At 68.1% G+C, this 17,566-nt stretch carries 12 protein-coding genes; 9 read left to right on the forward strand and 3 right to left on the reverse strand.

What is annotated here, in order from left to right; translation table 11 throughout:
* Positions 1–103: 103 nt before the first annotated feature.
* The gene (locus POL72_RS25295; protein WP_272098128.1) at positions 104–1,882 is read right to left on the reverse strand and encodes a carboxypeptidase regulatory-like domain-containing protein; all 1,779 of its coding nucleotides are present in this window, start codon (positions 1,880–1,882) and stop codon (positions 104–106) included.
* 480 nt (positions 1,883–2,362) lie between these two features.
* On the opposite strand from POL72_RS25295, the gene POL72_RS25300 reads away from it, so the two are divergent.
* Together POL72_RS25300 and POL72_RS25305 are read left to right on the forward strand one after the other, a co-directional pair.
* Positions 2,363–3,154, forward strand: coding sequence for a HEAT repeat domain-containing protein (locus POL72_RS25300; RefSeq protein ID WP_272098129.1), 792 nt, complete (start codon positions 2,363–2,365; stop codon positions 3,152–3,154).
* A gap of 76 nt (positions 3,155–3,230) precedes the next feature.
* Positions 3,231–4,100 (forward strand): methyl-accepting chemotaxis protein, encoded by an 870-nt coding sequence (locus POL72_RS25305; RefSeq protein WP_272098130.1) that lies wholly within the window; start codon positions 3,231–3,233, stop codon positions 4,098–4,100.
* A gap of 85 nt (positions 4,101–4,185) precedes the next feature.
* On the opposite strand, the gene POL72_RS51315 is transcribed toward POL72_RS25305, so the two are convergent.
* Together POL72_RS51315 and POL72_RS25315 are read right to left on the reverse strand one after the other, a co-directional pair.
* Positions 4,186–4,509, reverse strand: a complete 324-nt coding sequence (locus POL72_RS51315; RefSeq protein ID WP_272098131.1) for a YraN family protein — start codon at positions 4,507–4,509, stop codon at positions 4,186–4,188.
* Positions 4,510–4,750: 241 nt separating this feature from the next.
* A complete protein-coding gene (locus tag POL72_RS25315; RefSeq protein WP_272098132.1) occupies positions 4,751–5,608 on the reverse strand; it encodes a hypothetical protein in 858 nt (285 codons plus the stop codon).
* Between the two features lie 654 nt (positions 5,609–6,262).
* Here POL72_RS25315 and POL72_RS25320 point away from each other — a divergent pair.
* From POL72_RS25320 to POL72_RS25350, 7 genes are all read left to right on the forward strand, one after another.
* Complete coding sequence (locus POL72_RS25320; RefSeq protein WP_272098133.1) at positions 6,263–7,924, forward strand: tetratricopeptide repeat protein; 1,662 nt, start codon at positions 6,263–6,265, stop codon at positions 7,922–7,924.
* 91 nt (positions 7,925–8,015) lie between these two features.
* Positions 8,016–11,897, forward strand: a complete 3,882-nt coding sequence (locus POL72_RS25325) for a tol-pal system YbgF family protein (protein WP_272098134.1) — start codon at positions 8,016–8,018, stop codon at positions 11,895–11,897.
* A gap of 11 nt (positions 11,898–11,908) precedes the next feature.
* A complete protein-coding gene (locus POL72_RS25330; protein WP_272098135.1) occupies positions 11,909–13,399 on the forward strand; it encodes a tetratricopeptide repeat protein in 1,491 nt (496 codons plus the stop codon).
* Between the two features lie 378 nt (positions 13,400–13,777).
* On the forward strand, positions 13,778–14,017 hold the full coding sequence (locus tag POL72_RS25335; RefSeq protein WP_272098136.1) for a hypothetical protein: 240 nt from the start codon (positions 13,778–13,780) through the stop codon (positions 14,015–14,017).
* Between the two features lie 90 nt (positions 14,018–14,107).
* Complete coding sequence (locus tag POL72_RS25340) at positions 14,108–15,259, forward strand: FHA domain-containing protein (protein ID WP_272098137.1); 1,152 nt, start codon at positions 14,108–14,110, stop codon at positions 15,257–15,259.
* Entirely contained in the window at positions 15,204–16,151 is a 948-nt protein-coding gene (locus tag POL72_RS25345; protein WP_272098138.1) for an AgmX/PglI C-terminal domain-containing protein, read from the forward strand. The genes POL72_RS25340 and POL72_RS25345 overlap by 56 nt, the downstream gene beginning before the upstream one ends.
* Before the next feature lie 462 nt (positions 16,152–16,613).
* A complete protein-coding gene (locus tag POL72_RS25350) occupies positions 16,614–17,522 on the forward strand; it encodes a tetratricopeptide repeat protein (RefSeq protein WP_272098139.1) in 909 nt (302 codons plus the stop codon).
* Positions 17,523–17,566: the final 44 nt, after the last annotated feature.

Consider the following 17,566-nt stretch of genomic DNA (forward strand, 5'->3'; position numbering starts at 1 on the left):
CCCATACGTCAACGTGCGGTCGCGCGGGGGCGCGATCCGGCCAGCGAAACGGCAGATCGACGCGGCGGCGGGGCCGGCGCTGCGCGGGCCCCGTGTACCTGGCTCACGGGGCGAGCGGCGAGGCGCCCGGCTTGGGCTCCGACGCCCCGAGGTCCTGCTCGATCCGCTCGTCGACGGGATCGGGGCCGAAGGCGGCGTGCTCGATCCGGCTCGCCCAGAGCTCGACCTCGCGCTGCTGAACCCTGCTCGCCGCGCGGCGCACGTGCCCGGGCGTCGGCTCGGGCGGCCCCTCGAAGGGAGCTCCCTGGCGCCGCGCCCAGCGGACGAGGCGGTCGAGGACGGCGCGGCGCCGCGTGACCAGCGCGATGCCCAGCTTGCTCGGCGACGGGAGCGCCTGCTCATGGCTGCTGTGCATCGGCGCGCGGACCACGAGCCTCGCGTCGCTCCGGTACGGCGCCTCGATCGAGAACTCGCCGACGTCGTCGGTCAGCGCGCGGGCGATGACGCCGCTGCCGTCGAAGGCGGGCACGACGATCACGAGCTCGGCGCGCGCGATGGGCGTGCCGTCGTGCGCGTCGGCGACGGCGCCACGCCAGCCGGTCGCGCCCTCGAGCGGTCCCATGACACGCACGCCGGCGCGGCCGGGCGGCGCGACGGGCCGCTCGTCGCCCGCGCGCGCCGTCGCGGCGCGCTTCGGCGCCCGCCGCCAGCCGCCGAGCACCCAGCCCGCGATGACGAGGACGGCGGCGCCGAGCGCGATCTGTCGCCACGCGCCGGGGCCCGCGACGGGCACGTCGATCGCGAGCTCCGCGCCGGGGATCCACCACGGAGAGGCGGGCACGTAGCGGAGCGAGATCGGGACCGTACCCGCTCGCTCGGCGGTGAACGCGGCGATCACCCGCGCCTTGCCGCCGGACACGGTCGCCGCTCCGACGGGCTCACCCGCGCGCAGCGCCTCGACGACGCCGCCCTCGACCGGGCCACGGGACGAGCGCACCTCGACGTCGATCGACACGCCGTCCTCCGCGCGCGCCGGCTCGACGGGATGCGACAGATCGAGCGTGACCTGCGCGTACCGGACGACGCCCTGGCTGACGCTCGCCTTCGCGAGCGTGGCGGTTCCATCGAAGCGCGCGCGCAGCACGCCCTGGCCGGCGCCGTCGAGGCGCTCGGTCGGGAGCTCGAAGCGCGCGCGGCCGTCGCCGCCGGTCGGCGCCTCAGCGAGCCGCGCGCCGCGCTCGTCCTCGAGCACGACCGGGAGCCGGTCGCGCTCGAACGGCGCGCCGCTCGCGAAGCCGCGCGCGCCGCTGCGATCGAGCCGGAGCGCCACGGCGACGTTGACCGTCGGACGATCGAGATCGATCGCGTCCACCGGCGGATCGAACCGGAGGATCACCGGCGCGAGCGGGGCCGCGTGTGCCTCGATCGGGATCTTCGCCTCGGCCGCGTCGTAGAGCTTTCCCCCGGCGAACCGGATGCGCAGCGTCGCGTCCGCGAGCGGCGCGCGCCCGCGGAGGCAGAACCCGCCGCGCTCGTCTGTCGCGATCACGTAGCCGCCTTGTGAGGGGCGGGGCTCGCGGGCGCGCGCCGCGCCGTCGGCTGCGCACCCATCGACCGCCGGCAGGACCGCAGGCGCGCCGGCGCTCGTGAGCGCATCGATGGAGAGCGGCGCCTCTGCGATCGCGCTCCGCGCGTCGTCGACGACGCTTCCGCGCACGACGAACCCGTCGGGCTCGGTCCATGCGACCGCCTCGATCTGCGCGCTTCCTCTCACATGGATGCGGAGCGGCGCACCTTGCGTCTGCGCGTGCGCCGCGGGCGCCGCCGCGAGCGACGTGGCCGCGAGGAGCGCCAGCGGCAGGCATTGTCTCAGTCCGCGCATCTCCCGAAGGCCTCCGGCGAGCTCCTCGTCATGGTCGCTCATTATCCGTCACGCGGACACGGCATGGGCAAGGGGAAGCCGATCCGAAGCCATGCCGAGCTCGCGCTCGCCCGCCGCCTGCGGCGCGAGCGAGCGAGCAAGCGGCGAGCGCGGACGTAAGCGGACGTGAGCGGACGTGCACGCGAGCTCGCGGCAGCGCGCCGGGTTGATGGCGGCAGCGGGTGGGTAGATAAGCGGATGGTGAAGCCGTGTTCGCCGTGAGCCCAACATGTTTCACGCGTTGAAGCGCCGCGGGCAGGCCGCGTCAAACCGTCCAGTCTGGTCGCAGCGAGGAGCGAGCGAATGCAAGGCAAAAGTGCGAGCGTGTGCGCACCAATTTTCGGGTGTAGACCGGCTGATCCGATCGCCACGGCGGCGATGCGCTCGTGTATCGTCGGACGTGGAATGCGTCGGCCCTTTTCAGTGCTCGTGTTGCTGGTTGTGACGCTTGTACTCTCGCTGATACCCACGAGGCTCTACGCGGATCAGCGCACGAGCTACCTCGCCGACCAGCTCAGGACCAACGAGGACTATCGCGTCCGCACGCAGGCGGCGCTCGCGCTCGGCGCGTCGGGAGACGACGCCGCCACGAGGCCGCTCTGCGATGCCCTCACGGACAGCAACGCGTCCGTCAAGGTCGCGGCGGCCGCGGCGCTCGGCAAGCTCGGCAAGCCCGCGGGGCTCGCGTGCCTGGAGCGCGCCGAGGGGCGGGAGCAGACGCCGGCCGTCAAGTCGCAGATGCAGAAGTCGATCGCGGCGCTGTCCGCCGGCGGCGGTGGCAGTGGCGGCTCGGCTGCGCCGCCGCCTCCGGGCGCGGACACGAAGTACTACGTGGCCATCGAGATCACGAACAAGAGCGGTCGCCCCGAGTCCGAGATCGAGCCGCTCGTGCGCGCCGCGATCCAGTCGAAGATCCTCGCGAAGGCCGGCTACGCGGTCGCCCCCAAGGGCGAGACGGTGGCGCAAGGCAAGAAGATTCTGAACGGCAAGAAGCTGAAGGGCTTCTATCTCCTCGCCACGGTCGAGCCCGCCGTGTACCAGGGCGGCAACCTCACCCAGGTGGTCCGCGTCAGCATGTGGACCTATCCGTCCAAGTCGCTCCAGGGTGAGTTCGCGCCGAAGCTCACGCAGAGCGGCACCCCGAAGAAAGACGTCCAGAGCGAGAACATCCTGATGAAGATGTGCGTCGAGAATGCGGTCGAGACCTTCCACAAGGTCGTCGCCTCGCTGTGACGCACCTTCGCTGCTCGAACTTGGCTTTTCCAGTGCCTCACGACCCTTGTCATCTCCAGCCAGCTCCGAGGATCCCATGAGCGACGCTTCCAGCACGGCCCCGCAGACCTCCGCGCCGGAGGTCAGAGCGCGCTACCAGCGGAGCGCGCGGAACTACCTGATCGACCAGAACTTCCAGCTGAAATACACGGGGTTCCTCGTGGGGATCAGCCTTGCGCTCTCCGTGGCGCTCGGGATCCTCCTCTGGAACGCGAGCTCGAAGATCATCGAGCAGAGCCGCAGCGCCGTGCAGCAGGGACAAGAGACCGTCCGTCAGGGTCAGGAGACGGTCAAGCGCGGCCAGGAGGTGCTCGTCCAGAGCCGTCGGGTCAGCGAGGTCGTCGCGATGAACATCGCGAAGGAGTACAAGGACGATCCCGAGCTCACGAAGACGTTCGGCGAGGCGGCGCAGCGCGACGAGAACAAGCTCAAGGACGAGCAGTCGCGGCTCGAGCGCGACGCGGCCACGCTGCAGCAGCGGGCGGAGGCGCTCGAGCGGCAGGCCGCCGACGTCGCGAACAACCAGCAGATGTTGCTACGCCTGATCGTCGCGCTCCTGTCGCTGCTCGTCCTGGGCGTCGGCATCGCGGGCATCGTCTTCACGCACAAGATCGCCGGGCCGATCTTCAAGATGAAGCGGCTGCTCCGTCAGGTCGGCGAGGGCAAGTTGGTCGTGCGCGAGAAGCTCCGGAAGGGCGACGAGCTCCAGCACTTCTTCGAGGCGTTCGAGAAGATGGTCGAGGACCTGAGGGCGCGCCAGCAGGGCAAGATCGCCAAGATGGATGCGGTCCTCGAGAAGCTCGAGGCAGGGGCGCGCGCCGAGAAGGGGACGCTCGAGATCGACCCCGAGGGCCTCTCCCAGCTGAAGCGCCTCCGCAGCGAGATGCAGGAGCAGCTCGACGCGTGATCGAGCCCGCGCGCGGTCGATCGACGTACGCGCTGTCCGAATCCCTCCCGAGATCAAGCCAAAAATAAGAAGAGTTCAGGCCGCGCTAAAAGGCGGCCTTGATGATCTCGACGGTCGCTTCTCCGCTCGGGAGGAACGTCACCGACGCGGCGTCGAAGCGCATCCGCTCCACGCCGCGCACGCGCGAGAACGTGGCGCGCCAGAGCCGCTCGCCCGCTCGCCGCACGCGGGCGCGCTTGCTCGCGTCGATGCTGTCGAGGGCGCGGACGTACGAGCCGGCGCCGCGTGTCCGCACCTCGATGATCACGATGACAGGGCCGTCGCGCGCGACCACGTCGATCTCCAGCCGCCCCACCCGCGCGTTGCGCGCGATGATCTCCACGCCCTGCGCGGCGAGGTGAGCGACCACCGCGTCCTCCGCGCGCGCGCCGAGCGCTCGCCGCGCGTCGGCCGCGGGAGCGCCAGCGGGCCCGATCGCCGGCCGGCTCTTCGCCGGAGCCGCCCGTGCGCTGCGCGTCGCGGCGCGCCCGGGCGGCCGGCCGTCATGTGAGCCCGAATCGTCGCTGGGAGGGAGGGAGAGGGAGGTTCCGGCCAGATCGGCCATCGTCGGCGGAGGGCTGCGCGAGCCGCGACGGCCGGTCACCCGACGCCTAGAAGCCTTCGCACTGGTCCGAGTTGGCGCGGCCCTGCACGTCGCCGCAGGCCCCCTCGTTCTCGAACCCCGTGTTCTGCTTGATGCAGTACTTGCCGGTGATGTTCGGGTCCCCGAGGCCGACGTTCGGCCGGATCTCCGAGCAGGTGAAGCCCTGCGGGCACTCGCAGAAGTTGAAGTTCGGGTCGTCCGGCTCGCCATCGGCCACGCCGCACCGGCACGAGCAGTACACCGCCTGCTGCGCGTTCCGGTTCGAGTTGGCGGCGCACTGGCCGCAGACGGGCGACGCGACCTGGTCATCGGTCCCCGGCACGCAGCAGGCTTTGCCCTCGTTCTCGGCCGCCGACTTGGTCGGGTCCTGGCAGCCGGTGAAGCCGTCGCGGCAGAGGTACAGCTTGCAGACGCCGGCATCGGCGTCGCACTTCCAGCCGTCGCCGGGGCAGTCGGTGTCGCCGCCGCAGCGACAGAAGGCGCCGGCGGCGTCGCAGTTGCCGCTGAGGCACTGGCTCTTGCCGCCGTCCGGCCTCGTCGGGTCGCAGTCGGGCGCGTGCGTCCCCGACTCCTCGCAGGTGGTGCACCCGCCTTGCCCGGGTACACACGTCGCAGGCGCCTCCTGGCCGAGCGGGCAGCTCACGCGCCCCTGGAAGTGGTTCACCAGGCAGATCCGCGTCTGGCACTGGAAGGATCGCGATTCGATGTTCTCTTCCGTCACCTTGAAGCCAGCAAACTGCGAATCGTACTCGTCTTCAGGCAGACACGGGTCGCCGACGCCGCCGCTCTCGCACGCGGAGGGCAGGCTCGCCATAGCGACGACGCTGAGCAGGCCGAGCAGGCCGGACAGAATGGAACGGGTCATCAGAACGTGCTCCTTCGGCGGCGGTGCGCGCCACCGCTTCGGCAGCGGCGCGCGGACGGGAGGCAAGAAAACGCTCAAGTCGAGGTGCTCAAAGGCACAACGTCAGCGGTTGGACCCTAGACGAAGCGCGCCTTGAGCGTCAACAGCCGGATGGGGCGCGCCCGTCCACGTCGCCGAGGTGGCGGGCGCCGCCGGTGCGAGGCGTTCGACCCTGCGCGCGCGCATCCCTTGGCGGCGGACGGCCTGGCTGCCGCCTGGGCGGCGGCGGTGAGGCGGCGGCGCGACGATCGCGTTTAAGGAAGCGATCGCGCCTCCGTTCGATAATTCCACCGTCGACTCCTACGCAGTGCGCAACCCCAAGGTCGACGCGGCGCCGGGTGTCTCAGGACGGGAATGCAAGAGGGGGCCCCTCGCCCGGCATCGCTTGACAAGCTGCGCGCCACAATCCTACCATCCCCCGCCACACGCAAGTATCCGTTGATTCTCATTGAACTTTTTGGTTCCTGACCGAGCTGCCTCGGGGGTCTACGGCGCGCGTTCTCCGTGTGTGGAGCCGCGAACGGGGCGAAGGGGCCACGATCTTTACGTCGCCGAAAGCGAGGAACGACGATGCGGAACCGGGTGGCGAGTATCTGCCTTGTAGCTTCTGCCCTGTTGCTATCCCCCGCCGTGGGGCATGCGCAGCCCGGCAAAGGTAAGCCCGTCGCGGCTGAAAAGGCGGACGCCAAGGGCGACAAGAAGCCCAGCAAAGAGGTCAGCGCCGACGAGGATGCGGGCCCCGTGACCGCGGGCCAGATGACGGAGGAGGCGGCGCAGGGCAAGCGGCTCTTCGACAGCGAGCGGTGGAGCGACGCTGCGCGGCAGCTGAAGCGCGTCGTCGACGGCGACACCGGCGATGACGAGGGCAACAAGCAGATCGCCCAGTACCACCTCGCGATCGCGCTCTACCGCCTGCAGTTCTACCAGGCGAGCTATGCGCTCTTCTCGCAGATCGCCGACAAGCCGAACCACCTCAAGTTCAACGAGACGCTGCTCTGGCTGTCCAAGCTCGCGACGCAGCTCCCGGAGCCGGCGGACATCATCGAGCGCGTCGGCAAGTACAAGACCGAGCAGATCGCGCGCTTCAACAACCCCCAGCAGCGCGACCTCTACTGGCAGCTCAACTACCTGCTCGGCCGCTACAAGTACCGGAACCGGAACTACGAGGAGGCCATCAGCCTCTTCGCCAAGGTCGACCCGAACAGCAAGTACTACGTCCAGGCGCAGTTCTTCAGCGGCATCTCGTACGTGCAGCTGCGCAAGTCGGTGCCGGCGGTCAAGTCGTTCCAGCGCATCGTCCAGGCGATCGACGAGGGCGTCGAGGGCCTCGAGGACGAGGCGCGCATGCGCGACCTCGCGTTCCTCTCGATGGCGCGCACCTACTACTCGGCGTCCGTCCGCCTCGACGACAACAACGTTCCGACGATCGACGCCGCGAAGCTCTCGGCGGCCGTCAAGTACTGGAACCGCGTCGACGTCGCGAGCGAGTACTGGCTGGACAGCCTCTTCGAGCAGTCCTGGGCGTACTTCATGGCCGGGCTGTACCCGCAGGCGCTCGGCAACATCCACACGATCGAGTCGCCCTACTTCCCGAACTCGTTCTATCCCGAGGCCGACATCCTGAAGGCCGTCGTCTCGTTCACGATCTGCCAGTACGGCGACGCGACCACGATCGTCGCGAAGATGAAGAAGAAGTACGAGCCGATCAAGAAGGACCTCGAGTCGATCCTGTCCCGGTACCAGGGGGAGGGGAACGAGGAGCGCTTCTTCCAGTTCCTGAAGGACGTGGGCGCCGGCAAGGGCGACATCCCGCCGAGGGTCCGGCCGATCGTCGAGAACGCGCTCTCCGACCGCCAGCTCCGCCGCAACATGGAGTACGTGCGCATCCTCGATGAGGAGGCGGATCGGTTCAAGAAGGCGCCCGCCAACTTCCGCAACTCCCCGGTCGGCAGCGACGTGACCGACGCGCTCGAGTTCGCGAGGAGCCTCGCGATCCGGAACGCCGGCACGCTCGGCCGGGAGCGCTACCAGCGCAACCTCGACGAGCTCAACGAGCACCTCCGCGACTCGTCGAAGATCCTCATCGACATCACCGCGGCCGAAAGGAACAAGCTGGATCAGCAGGTCGTCAGCGGTCAGCTGTCGAAGGAGGACGCGCTCACCTACGGCGTCGTCAAGCCCGACGACGAGCACGTGCTCTGGCCGTTCGACGGCGAGTACTGGCGCGACGAGCTCGGCTTCTACCGGCAGGTCGTGACGTCGAAGTGCAGCAAGTGAGCGATTTCATCATGGTTGGCCCCGCGGCCCTAGGTCGCGGGGCAGGCAGCGCTTCCTCACGGGGGTCCGTGGCGGAGGGACGGAGATGGAGATGAAGCAGTCGAAGTTCGGTGTACTGCATGCGCTCCGCGCGGCGGCGGGTACGTTGGCCGTGGCGGCGTGCGCGGTCACAACGAGCCCCGCGTCGGCGGCCGACGCGTGCATCACGCAGCCGGCGAAGGATGCGATCGCCGCCTGTCCGGGCGGCAAGCTCCAGGTGTCGGCGGGCAAGAAGCCGCAGGTCAGCTTCAAGTCTGCCCCGCAGGGGATCCAGCTGAAGAAGCGCGAGGACCTGACGAAGCCGACCAATCCGACGGCTTCACAGGCCTCGGCGCAGCGCGACGAGCGGCGCAATCGCCTCGCCCCGAAGGTGAGGAGCCTGCTGGTCACGGAGATCCAGGGGCTCGAGGGCCTGTACTCCTCGACGCCGAAGAACGCGCCGGACCGGCCGAAGCTGATGCGGCGCCTCGCCGAGGGCTACGTCGAGCTCGAGTCGGCGGCGTTCCGCGACAAGACCGAGGGGCAGATCAAGGCGGACGAGGCCAAGCGGAAGAACCCGAAGGCGGTCGCCGGGATCAAGGCCGAGATCGGCAAGGCCGACAAGATCCTCAGCCTCGCGCGCAAGCAGGCGATCAAGTACTACACGGACCTGAAGACGCAGTATCCGAAGTACTGCCAGAGCACCAACGCGGCCGACCCCGCGAAGAGCACGGGCTGCACGGACGAGGTCCTCTACTACCTCGCCTATGAGTACGAGCAGGCCCAGCAGCTCGAGGACGCTCGCAAGGTCTACTTCGAGCTGATCAAGAACTGGCCGAACTCGAAGTACATCCCGAACGCGTACCTCGCCTTCGGCGAGCTCTTCTTCAACGAGGCGCAGGGCGACCCGTCCAAGTGGGACCTGGCTGAGCAGTCGTACGTCAAGGTCACCCAGTACCCGCCGCCCGAGAACAAGGTCTGGGGCTACGCCCACTACAAGCTCGGGTACGTCTACTGGAACAAGGGCGATTTCGCCCGCGCGATCAGCGAGTTCAAGAAGACGATCGAGTACGGGCAGCAGTTCCAGCAGATGCCGAACGCGGCGCAGCTCGCGGTCTCGGCGCGGCGCGACATCATCCCCGTCTACGCGCTCGCGGGCGATCCGCGCAAGTCGCACGACTTCCTCCGGCCGCTCAGCGGCGACACGAGCGGCAGCTCCGAGAAGACGTTCAAGATGATGGACGACCTCGGGCAGAACTACCTCGACACAGGTCATTACAAGGAGGGCATCGAGCTCTACACCGACCTGATGACCCGCGATCGGGGCCCGAGGTACTGCGTGTACCAAGGGCACATCGCGGAGGCGACGCTCGCCATGAAGTCTGGCAACAAGGACCAGATCATGGGCGAGCTCGGGCGCCAGCTCGACGTCCACAACAAGTTCCTGGGCGAGGGGCACCCGGCGGACGCCAAGCTGAAGTGCTCGAACATCACCGCCGGTCTGCTGACCGAGACGGCGATGGCCTGGCACCTCGAGGCGGTGGGCTCGGGCGGCGTGCGCGGCACCGGCGACAAGAAGACGATGCAGCTCGCCGCGCAGCTCTACGACAAGGTCGTCAACAACTTCAAGCAGGAGCAGTTCGCCAAGTTCGAGTTCCCCCGCATCCTGAAGGAGGACTGGCCGAACATCTTCAAGATCAAGTACGCGATGGCCGACCTTCTGTACTTCCAGAAGGACTGGGCCAAGTGCGGTCCCGCGTTCGACTCGGTCGTGGCCGAGGACCCGAACGGCCCGCAGGCGGCTGAGGCCGCGTACGCCTCGGTGCTCTGCTACCAGAACATCTACACCGAGACCCACAAGGACGGCTCCGACAAGAAGGGGTCCGGCAACCTCCCCGACGGGGGGACGGGCAAGAAGGGCGACAAGAAGGCGGAGAAAGCGAAGTTCCTGCCCAAGGACTTCAGCGACAGCCAGAAGGGCATGATCACCGCCTTCAACCGGTACGTCTGCTACATCAAGCCCGCGGCGAACGACAAGGAAGCGCAGGAGCAGTACGTCGAGGTGAAGTACGCGCGCGGCCGCACGTACTTCGAGGCGCAGCACTGGGAGGAGGCCGCGCTCGCGTTCCGCGACGTGGCGCTGAACCACGCCGACAAGGAAGTCGGCATCTACGCGTCTCAGCTCTACCTCGAGTCGCTCAACGTCCTCGGCGCGAACATGGATCCGCCGCGTCCGTCTTGTTACGACGACATGGCCGCGGACGTGCCCAAGTTCGTCGACCTCTACTGCAAGGGCGGCAAGGAGAAGGAGAACGCCGAGCAGTGCGGCATCCTGATCCGCATCCAGCGCGACATCGAGCGCCTGCGCGCCCAGAAGCTCGTCGAGGCGGCTGATGCGGCCGGCGGCGTCGAGGCCCTCAAGAACTACGAGAAGGCCGCCGTCGCCTACATGGACATGTGGAAGAAGTACGGCGAGGCCGCCTGCGAGGCGAAGCAGCCCGCGTGCGAGAAGAGCGAGGAGATCCTCTACAACGCGGCCAAGGCGTTCCAGGCCGCCCGCCTCATCGCCAAGTCCATCTCGGCCCGCAAGATCCTGCTCGATCCGCGGTACAACCTCCACAACACCGAGCTGGCGAAGACGTCGATCTACGAGATCGGCGGCAACTACCAGGCGATCGCGGTCTATGACGAGGCGGCGAACTGGTACGAGCGCTACGCCCGCGAGAACCCGAAGGGGGACAAGGCCGCCGAGGCGCTCCAGGACGCGGTCGTGCTGCGGCTCGGCCTCGGTCAAGAGGACCAGGCGATCAAGGACGCCGACCTCTTCAACAAGAACTACGGCAAGGCGAAGCCGGCGCAGACCGCGCAGATCGCGTTCGCGATCGGCGCGCACTACATCGATCGCGAGGACTGGGATCAGGCGCGCCGGCGGCTGTCGACGGCGATGCCGCAGATCGATCGCAACGCGACGTTCGACGTCCAGGTGCAAGCGCACGCGATGTACGCGCGCGTCCTCCTGCAGACGAAGAGCGTGACCCCGGCGAACGGCGAGTACAACAAGGTCCGTGGCTACTGGAAGGACCCGGCGGCCGCGCTCAAGAAGCTCGACGCGATCGGCGGCGAGGAGCCGGAGAAGCTGCGTCGGCTCGGCAAGGTGCTGACCGCGGTCGGCGAGGCCTACTTCCACTTCGCCGAGCAGAAGCGGAAGGACGTCGATAAGATCAAGTTCCCCGAGTACAAGGGCTCCGGGAACCGCGAGGACGTCCTCAAGCACATCAACACCAAGGTCGCCGACTGGGTGAAGAAGAAGCGCCCGGCGATCGAGGCGGCCGACGCCGAGTACCAGAAGATCCTCAAGCTGGAGCCGACGCCTCCGCCGAAGTGGGTCATCGCAGCCGGCGCGCGCGTCGGTCAGATGTGGGGCAAGTTCGTCGCCGAGTTCCGGGCCGCGCCCATCCCGAAGGAATGGAAGGGGCACGGCATGGTCCCGGGCACCGACGTCTCGTACGACGAGATCCGGGGCGAGTACTACTCGCGCCTCGACGAGGCGAGCGAGCCGCAAAAGCAGATGGCGAAGGGCGCGTTCAAGACCTGCCTCGACCTGTCCGTGAAGTACCAGTACTTCGACGACTACTCGCGTACCTGCGAGGTGTGGCTGTCGAAGAACTACGGCGCCGAGTACCACCTCATCGACGAATTCCGCGGCTCGCCGTCGCGGGTCAACTCCGGCATGAGCGAGCGCCCTGCGCCGCTGAACCTCGACGGCACCCCCTTCCGAGAGGCGCTGACAGCCGCTGACAAGCCGGCTGCGAGCAAGGAGAAGGAAGAGGGCGAGGACAAGAAGGCGGGCGACGACAAGAAGGCGAGCGAGGACAAGAAGGCCGCGCCGGCTGCGTCCGGTGCGTCCAAGGAAGGCTCGGCGCTCGATCGGGCCACGACCCGACCCAGGAAGTGATGGAGCGAAACATGAGAAGCATCACCTCATTGGCAGCGGTTGCGGTGCTCCTTCTGGCCGCGACGGGTTGTGGCGGCGGGAGCACCGGCGGTACGGCTCACGGGGCGAAGGACCCGACGACGGGCAAGACGATCACGGACAGCAAGGGTCAGGCCGTGTCGGTCGAGGCGGCCAACAAGTTCAAGACCGCCATGGACACCATGGTCCAGCACGACAAGGCTGGGGACTGGTCCGAGGCGACTTGCAGCTCGACGGCCCAGCTGTTCCTGGACGCCGCGGACGAGCAAGGGAGCACCACGTTCGCCGAGGCCATCTACAACGCGGGGCTCGCGTACCAGCGTTGCAAGAAGGACTCGGAGGCGAAGAAGCACTTCACGCAAGCGCTTCAGAAGAACCCGAAGTTCCACCCCGCTCGGGTCCAGGTGGCGCTCTACAACCTGGCGGAGTCGGGCGACAGGAACATCGACGCGGCGATCAGCGAGATGCGCCAGGCCGCCGTCGTCGATGCTCAGTACAAGAACGTCGAGGCGCTCGTGCACCTCGCGCTCCTGTACATGAAGCGCGGCAACCAGGTCGCCGACAACGATGGCCCCAACGACTTCCAGCGCGCGAAGCGGTACATCCAGAGCGCGCTGGCCGTCGACGACGCCTTCATGCCCGCGTTCAACCAGCTCGCTATCTACTACCTGGAGACGGCGAAGCAGAAGGCGGGCAGGAAGTCGGGCAAGGCGGTCGCGACCAACGTCAGCAAGCAGAAGAAGGTCGACACGCAGGCGCTGGAGCTCGCGGCGCTGGTCTGCTCCCAGGCCATCCGCAAGAACCCCAACTACGCGCCGATCCACAACACCGCGGGGATGATCCAGGTGGAGCTCGCGAACCTGAACGGCGCCGTGCAGGAGTTCAACATCGCGAGGAAGCTCGACCCGACCTTCTACGAGGCGCAGATGAACTACGCGGCGGTGAACCTCCAGTTCCGCGGGTTCCAGCAGGCGGACGAGGCGTACCGCGCGGCCCTGAAGATGCGTCCGAACGACTACGACGCTCATCTGGGCCTCGCGCTCGCCCTGCGCGGTCAGATCGATGACTCGAACTTCGACAGCATGGTGGCGTCCGCCAGCGCGGAGCTCGATGCCGCCAAGAAGGTCGCCCCCGAGCGCGCCGAGACCTACTACAACGAGGCGATCCTGACCCAGGAGTACAAGGCGAAGTCGGGCGGCAAGGGGGCCGAGGGCGCCCTCATGTCGGCGAAGGGGCTGTTCGGTCAGTTCATCCAGAAGGCGGGCGCCAGCACCGAGTTCGCCGACGCGGTGAAGCGGTCGAAGGAGCGCATGAGCGAGATCGACCAGATCATCGCCTTCAACAAGCAGACCGAGGCCGAGCGAAAGGCGGCCGAGGCTGACATGAAGACGAAGGAAGCCGAGCAGGAGGCAGCTGCCGGGAGCGAGGGCGAAGGGGGCGAAGGGGGCGAAGCGACGACCCCGGCCCCGGCTCCTGCCCAGTAGCGGAGCCTCGTCCTGGGCGCTGTCCGGGTCGCAAGGAGGGTGAGCGAGGGATACGGTAGTATTCCGGGCGAGCTCGACGGGCGGGTCGGACCGCGTGGCGGTGCGACAGACAACGGCACCTGAAGCCCCCTTCTCTCGCTGCACGAAGCTGCATCAAGGAGAAGGGGGCTCGTTCTTTTCGTCTTCGTCGCAGCGCTCTGGGAACCTTGGGTGGAATCGGTTGTCGAGGCGTGTGTGGGTCGTGCTCTCCGACGCCTCGATAGCATGCGAAGCTGGTTGACCGGCCGCCGCGGAAGGCGGTACAATGGCACTGTAACAGCGTCGAAACATTGTGAGGAGGCTGGAATGAGAGGGTTGACCCGATTGGGTGCGGGAGTCGTGGCTGCCGTTCTTATGAGCGTGGTCGCCTCATCGGCGTTCGCGCAGGGAGCGGCTCCTGGCGCTGGGAAGAAGGATGAGGGGTACGGGTACGAGTTCTCGGACGATCCGCTGAACGCCGGCGGGTTCGGCCCCAACGACGCCACCATCCGCGTGCGGCCCGGCCCTGTCCGGACGACGCTGATCAGGCCCCGCACCTCGTTCGTTCCGGAGATGCTCAAGTCGGTCGAGAACCTCTGATGTGATGGGCAGGTTTGGCACCTGCCCTATCGATTTACCCCCCGGTGCTGGGGGCGTGCGCCGCGCGGCGCACAGGGAAGGCTGGCGGAGATGGAAGGCAAGCAAAGGGTCGCTCTCACATTTGCGCTCTACCAAAACGAGGCGCTCGTCCGCCGGGAGACGATCACCCAGGATATCGTCAAGGTAGGCAAGGACGCGAAGAGCCATCTGCGTGTCGATGACGAGCTTGCCTCGCGCATGCACGCGGTCATCGAGGTCGCCTCCCCGCAGGACATCACGCTCATCGATCTCGGCAACGAGCCGGGCACGATGGTGAACGGGGCGCGCGTCAACAAGTGCAAGATCAGCCCAGGCGATCAGCTGCAGATCGGCGGCACGAAGATCATGCTGGAGCGCGCGGAGCCGGTGGCGGTCGCCGCGGCGGCGGGCCCCGCCAAGCCGGTCCCCGCAAACCCGTTTGCGGCGGCGCCTGGTGGGAACCCGTTCGGCGCTGCGGCGCCCGGGAATCCGTTCGCGGCCGCGCCCCCTGGGAACCCGTTCGCAGCCGCCTCCGCGGGCGGGGCGGACCCGTTCTCCTACAACAACCCGTTCGCGCAGTCGGCGCCGGCCGTCGACGAGGTGCCCCCGGACGCGCCGGAGGGCTCCTACACGTACACGCTCGTGAAGAACGGGCCGGACGTGCCGAGCGAGGAAGTCGAGGTCCCGGCGGCCTCCGTCGAGGTCATGATCCTGTGGGATGCCGCGGTGCTCCACGTCGAGCACCTCACGCCGCCGCGCTCCTTCTACGTGGGTGAGGAGGCGGGGAAGAACTTCAAGTGCGACTACTTCATCCCCTCGGAGAAGCTCGGCACGACGCGGGCGCCCATCCTCCTCGCGGATCGCTCCGGCTCGGTCTCCGTGGTGCTCCTGCCCCGCGCGACCGGCACCATCGAGATCCCGGGTAGGCCGAAGATGACGGTGCAGCAGGCGATCGATCAGGGCCTCACGCAGCCGTGTTCCGAGCTCTCTGGCGCCTATCAGATGGCGCTTCCGTCGGGCGGTAAGGCGAAGGTCGAGCGACGGCATCGTCTTCCAGGTGTCCGCCGTGAACGCGGGCAAGGTCGTGGCTGGCCACCTCCAGCTGGACACCCAGAGCCTGCTGTACACGGGCCTCTCGATGGCGGTTCACCTCGGGCTGCTCGCTGCGATGGCCTTCTTCATGCCGCCCCTCGGCGATACGGGCGAGGACGGGATCTCCGCTGACCAGCAGTTCCTGATCCAGCAGTACCTCGCGGCGGCCGCCGAGAAGGAGATGGAGGAGAAGGAGACCGAGCAGGTCGCCGAGAACGCGGCGGACAACAAGGAGGGTGGCACCGGTACACGCGCCAAGGGTGAAGAGGGTTCGATGGGTAACCCGAACACCAAGGCCACCGGCAACCGCTACGGCGTCCAGGGGCCCGCCGACAACCCGGATCCGCACATCGCCCGCCAGGCCGCGCTCCGCGACGCCGCGGAGTTCGGCATGATCGGGCTGCTGAACGCCGGCGCCGGCGGCGATCCGAACGCGCCGACCGCGCCGTGGGGACGCGACGATTCGCTCGGGAACGATGCGCTGAGCGCCCGCGGCAACATGTGGGGCGATCAGATCGGCGACTCGTTCGGCGCTGGCGGCCTTGGCCTCTCCGGCATCGGCGAGGGTGGTGGCGGGCGCGGCGAGGGCATCGGCCTCGGCTCGATCGGCACCATCGGGCACGGCGCCGGCACCGGCACCGGCCAGGGCTTCGGCTCCGGCCATGGCCGCCTCGGTGGGTCTCATCGCACCAAGCCGCCGCAGGTGCGTATGGGTGCGACCAGCGTGAGCGGCCGCCTGCCCCCCGAGGTCATCCAGCGTATCGTCCGTCAGAACTTCGGTCGATTCCGGCTTTGCTACGAGAACGGGCTCAGGAACAACCCGAATCTGCAGGGCCGTGTCGCGGTGCGCTTCGTCATCGGGCGCGACGGCGCGGTCTCCAACGTGGGTAACGGCGGTTCGGATCTGCCCGATAACGGCGTGGTTTCCTGCGTCGTTCGGGCGTTCTACGGCCTGTCGTTCCCGCAGCCCGAGGGCGGTATCGTCACCGTCGTCTACCCGATCATGCTCAGCCCCGGCGGCTGAGTTCGCCTCGCCGCTCGGTTCGAGCGAACGCCCCGCACCTCGCGTGCGGGGCGTTTTCCGTTTCAGCGCTGGACGCGGCTGGCGCTGGGCGTGGCCGGGGGTCTGCGGCGAGCGCCCGTGGGGTGGCCAGCTCGGCGTTCGCCGCGCGGGGGAGGGTGGGGGCCCGGCGTGGAGGCGCTGCAGCGAGGCGCATGCGCGGGGTCTGAAGCCCTGGACTTCCGCGGTTGCCTCCGCCTATTCTCGCGTCGCCGCGCGAGGTTCGACGCGCGCCACCTCGGGACGCTTGTGACGGTGCCACACGGAGCGGCGCAGCCGTCTCCGGGATTGGGGACGGAGCGGCGCAGCCGACTCCGGGACACTGAAGGAGCGGCGCAGCCGGCTCCGGGACGTTGAAGAGGGGCGACGCGACGCCCAGGTCACTCAGAGGCCGGCGATGCCGGGGCCATTCGAAAGGTGAGCGAGATGAAGCTTGGGGCATTCTTGATGGTTGGCCTGGTCGCGGCGAGCGCGGCGGGCCTGGGCTGCAGCCGGCACCGCCAGGAGGCCGTCATCCTGGCGAATCAGGCCGACAAGGAGGTCGCCGTCAACCCCGACGGTGCGGCCAACAAGTACGAGCAAGCGACCAAGCTCGACCCGACCAACCACCGCATCTTCTTCAAGCTGGCGATGGCTCACAAGAAGCAGGAGGAGTGGGACAAAGTCGCATCGACGCTGTCTCGCGCCACGCAGATCGCCCCGAAGTTCGCCAACTACTGGTTCGAACGGGGGTGGGCGCTCGAGCAGCAGGCGAAGAAGAAGACGATCTCCTACGAAGAGTCCAAAGAGCCGTACCAGAAGTGCATCGAGAACGACCCCAACTTCGCGGACTGCTACTCCCAGCTCGGGAACGTCTATCTCTGGACGGACGACGAGCAGAAGGCGCTCGAGAACCTCACCAAGGCGATCGAGCACAACCCGAACGAAATCCGCTACTACGCGGCGCTCGCCGACCTGTACTCCCGTCTCGGGTACACGAAGGAGGCCGAGCAGGTGCTCAAGGAGGCGATGTCGTTCGCGAAGCCGGGGGACAAGTACCTCTTCGGCATCCACAGCCTGCTCGCGTCGGTCTACCAGGACCGGGGGTCCACGGCGGAGATGGTGTCCGAGCTCGAGGCCGCCAAGGCGGTGGCGCCGACGGATGGTCCCGAGTCTGTACAGATCCTCTGGAGTCTCGGGAGCACCTACGCGACCCTGGATCCGCCGCGCAAGCAGGAGGCGATCCAGATGCTCAAGGGGTTCACCACCCGCGCCTGTAAGGGCTCGAAGGCGGCGAGCTTCAAGACCGAGTGCGAGACGGCGAACACGCTCGTCGCGCGGCTCGGCGGTCAGTAGCCGTGATGCCGCGCGCGGCACGGGGCACGTAAGCGTTTCAATTC

This window comes from Sorangium aterium (genome assembly GCF_028368935.1).
In the GTDB taxonomy this organism is placed as follows: domain Bacteria; phylum Myxococcota_A; class Polyangia; order Polyangiales; family Polyangiaceae; genus Sorangium; species Sorangium atrum.

Excerpts from the sequence above, each read along its gene's own strand:
- POL72_RS25345 (WP_272098138.1), top strand. The coding sequence starts at position 15,204 with ATGGCCTTCTTCATGCCGCCCCTCGGCGATACGGGCGAGGACGGGATC.
- POL72_RS25350 (WP_272098139.1), top strand. The coding sequence starts at position 16,614 with ATGAAGCTTGGGGCATTCTTGATGGTTGGCCTGGTCGCGGCGAGCGCG.
- POL72_RS25295 (WP_272098128.1), bottom strand. The coding sequence starts at position 1,882 with ATGCGCGGACTGAGACAATGCCTGCCGCTGGCGCTCCTCGCGGCCACG.
- POL72_RS25315 (WP_272098132.1), bottom strand. The coding sequence starts at position 5,608 with ATGACCCGTTCCATTCTGTCCGGCCTGCTCGGCCTGCTCAGCGTCGTC.
- POL72_RS25330 (WP_272098135.1), top strand. The coding sequence starts at position 11,909 with ATGAGAAGCATCACCTCATTGGCAGCGGTTGCGGTGCTCCTTCTGGCC.
- POL72_RS25340 (WP_272098137.1), top strand. The coding sequence starts at position 14,108 with ATGGAAGGCAAGCAAAGGGTCGCTCTCACATTTGCGCTCTACCAAAAC.
- POL72_RS25305 (WP_272098130.1), top strand. The coding sequence starts at position 3,231 with ATGAGCGACGCTTCCAGCACGGCCCCGCAGACCTCCGCGCCGGAGGTC.
- POL72_RS25325 (WP_272098134.1), top strand. The coding sequence starts at position 8,016 with ATGAAGCAGTCGAAGTTCGGTGTACTGCATGCGCTCCGCGCGGCGGCG.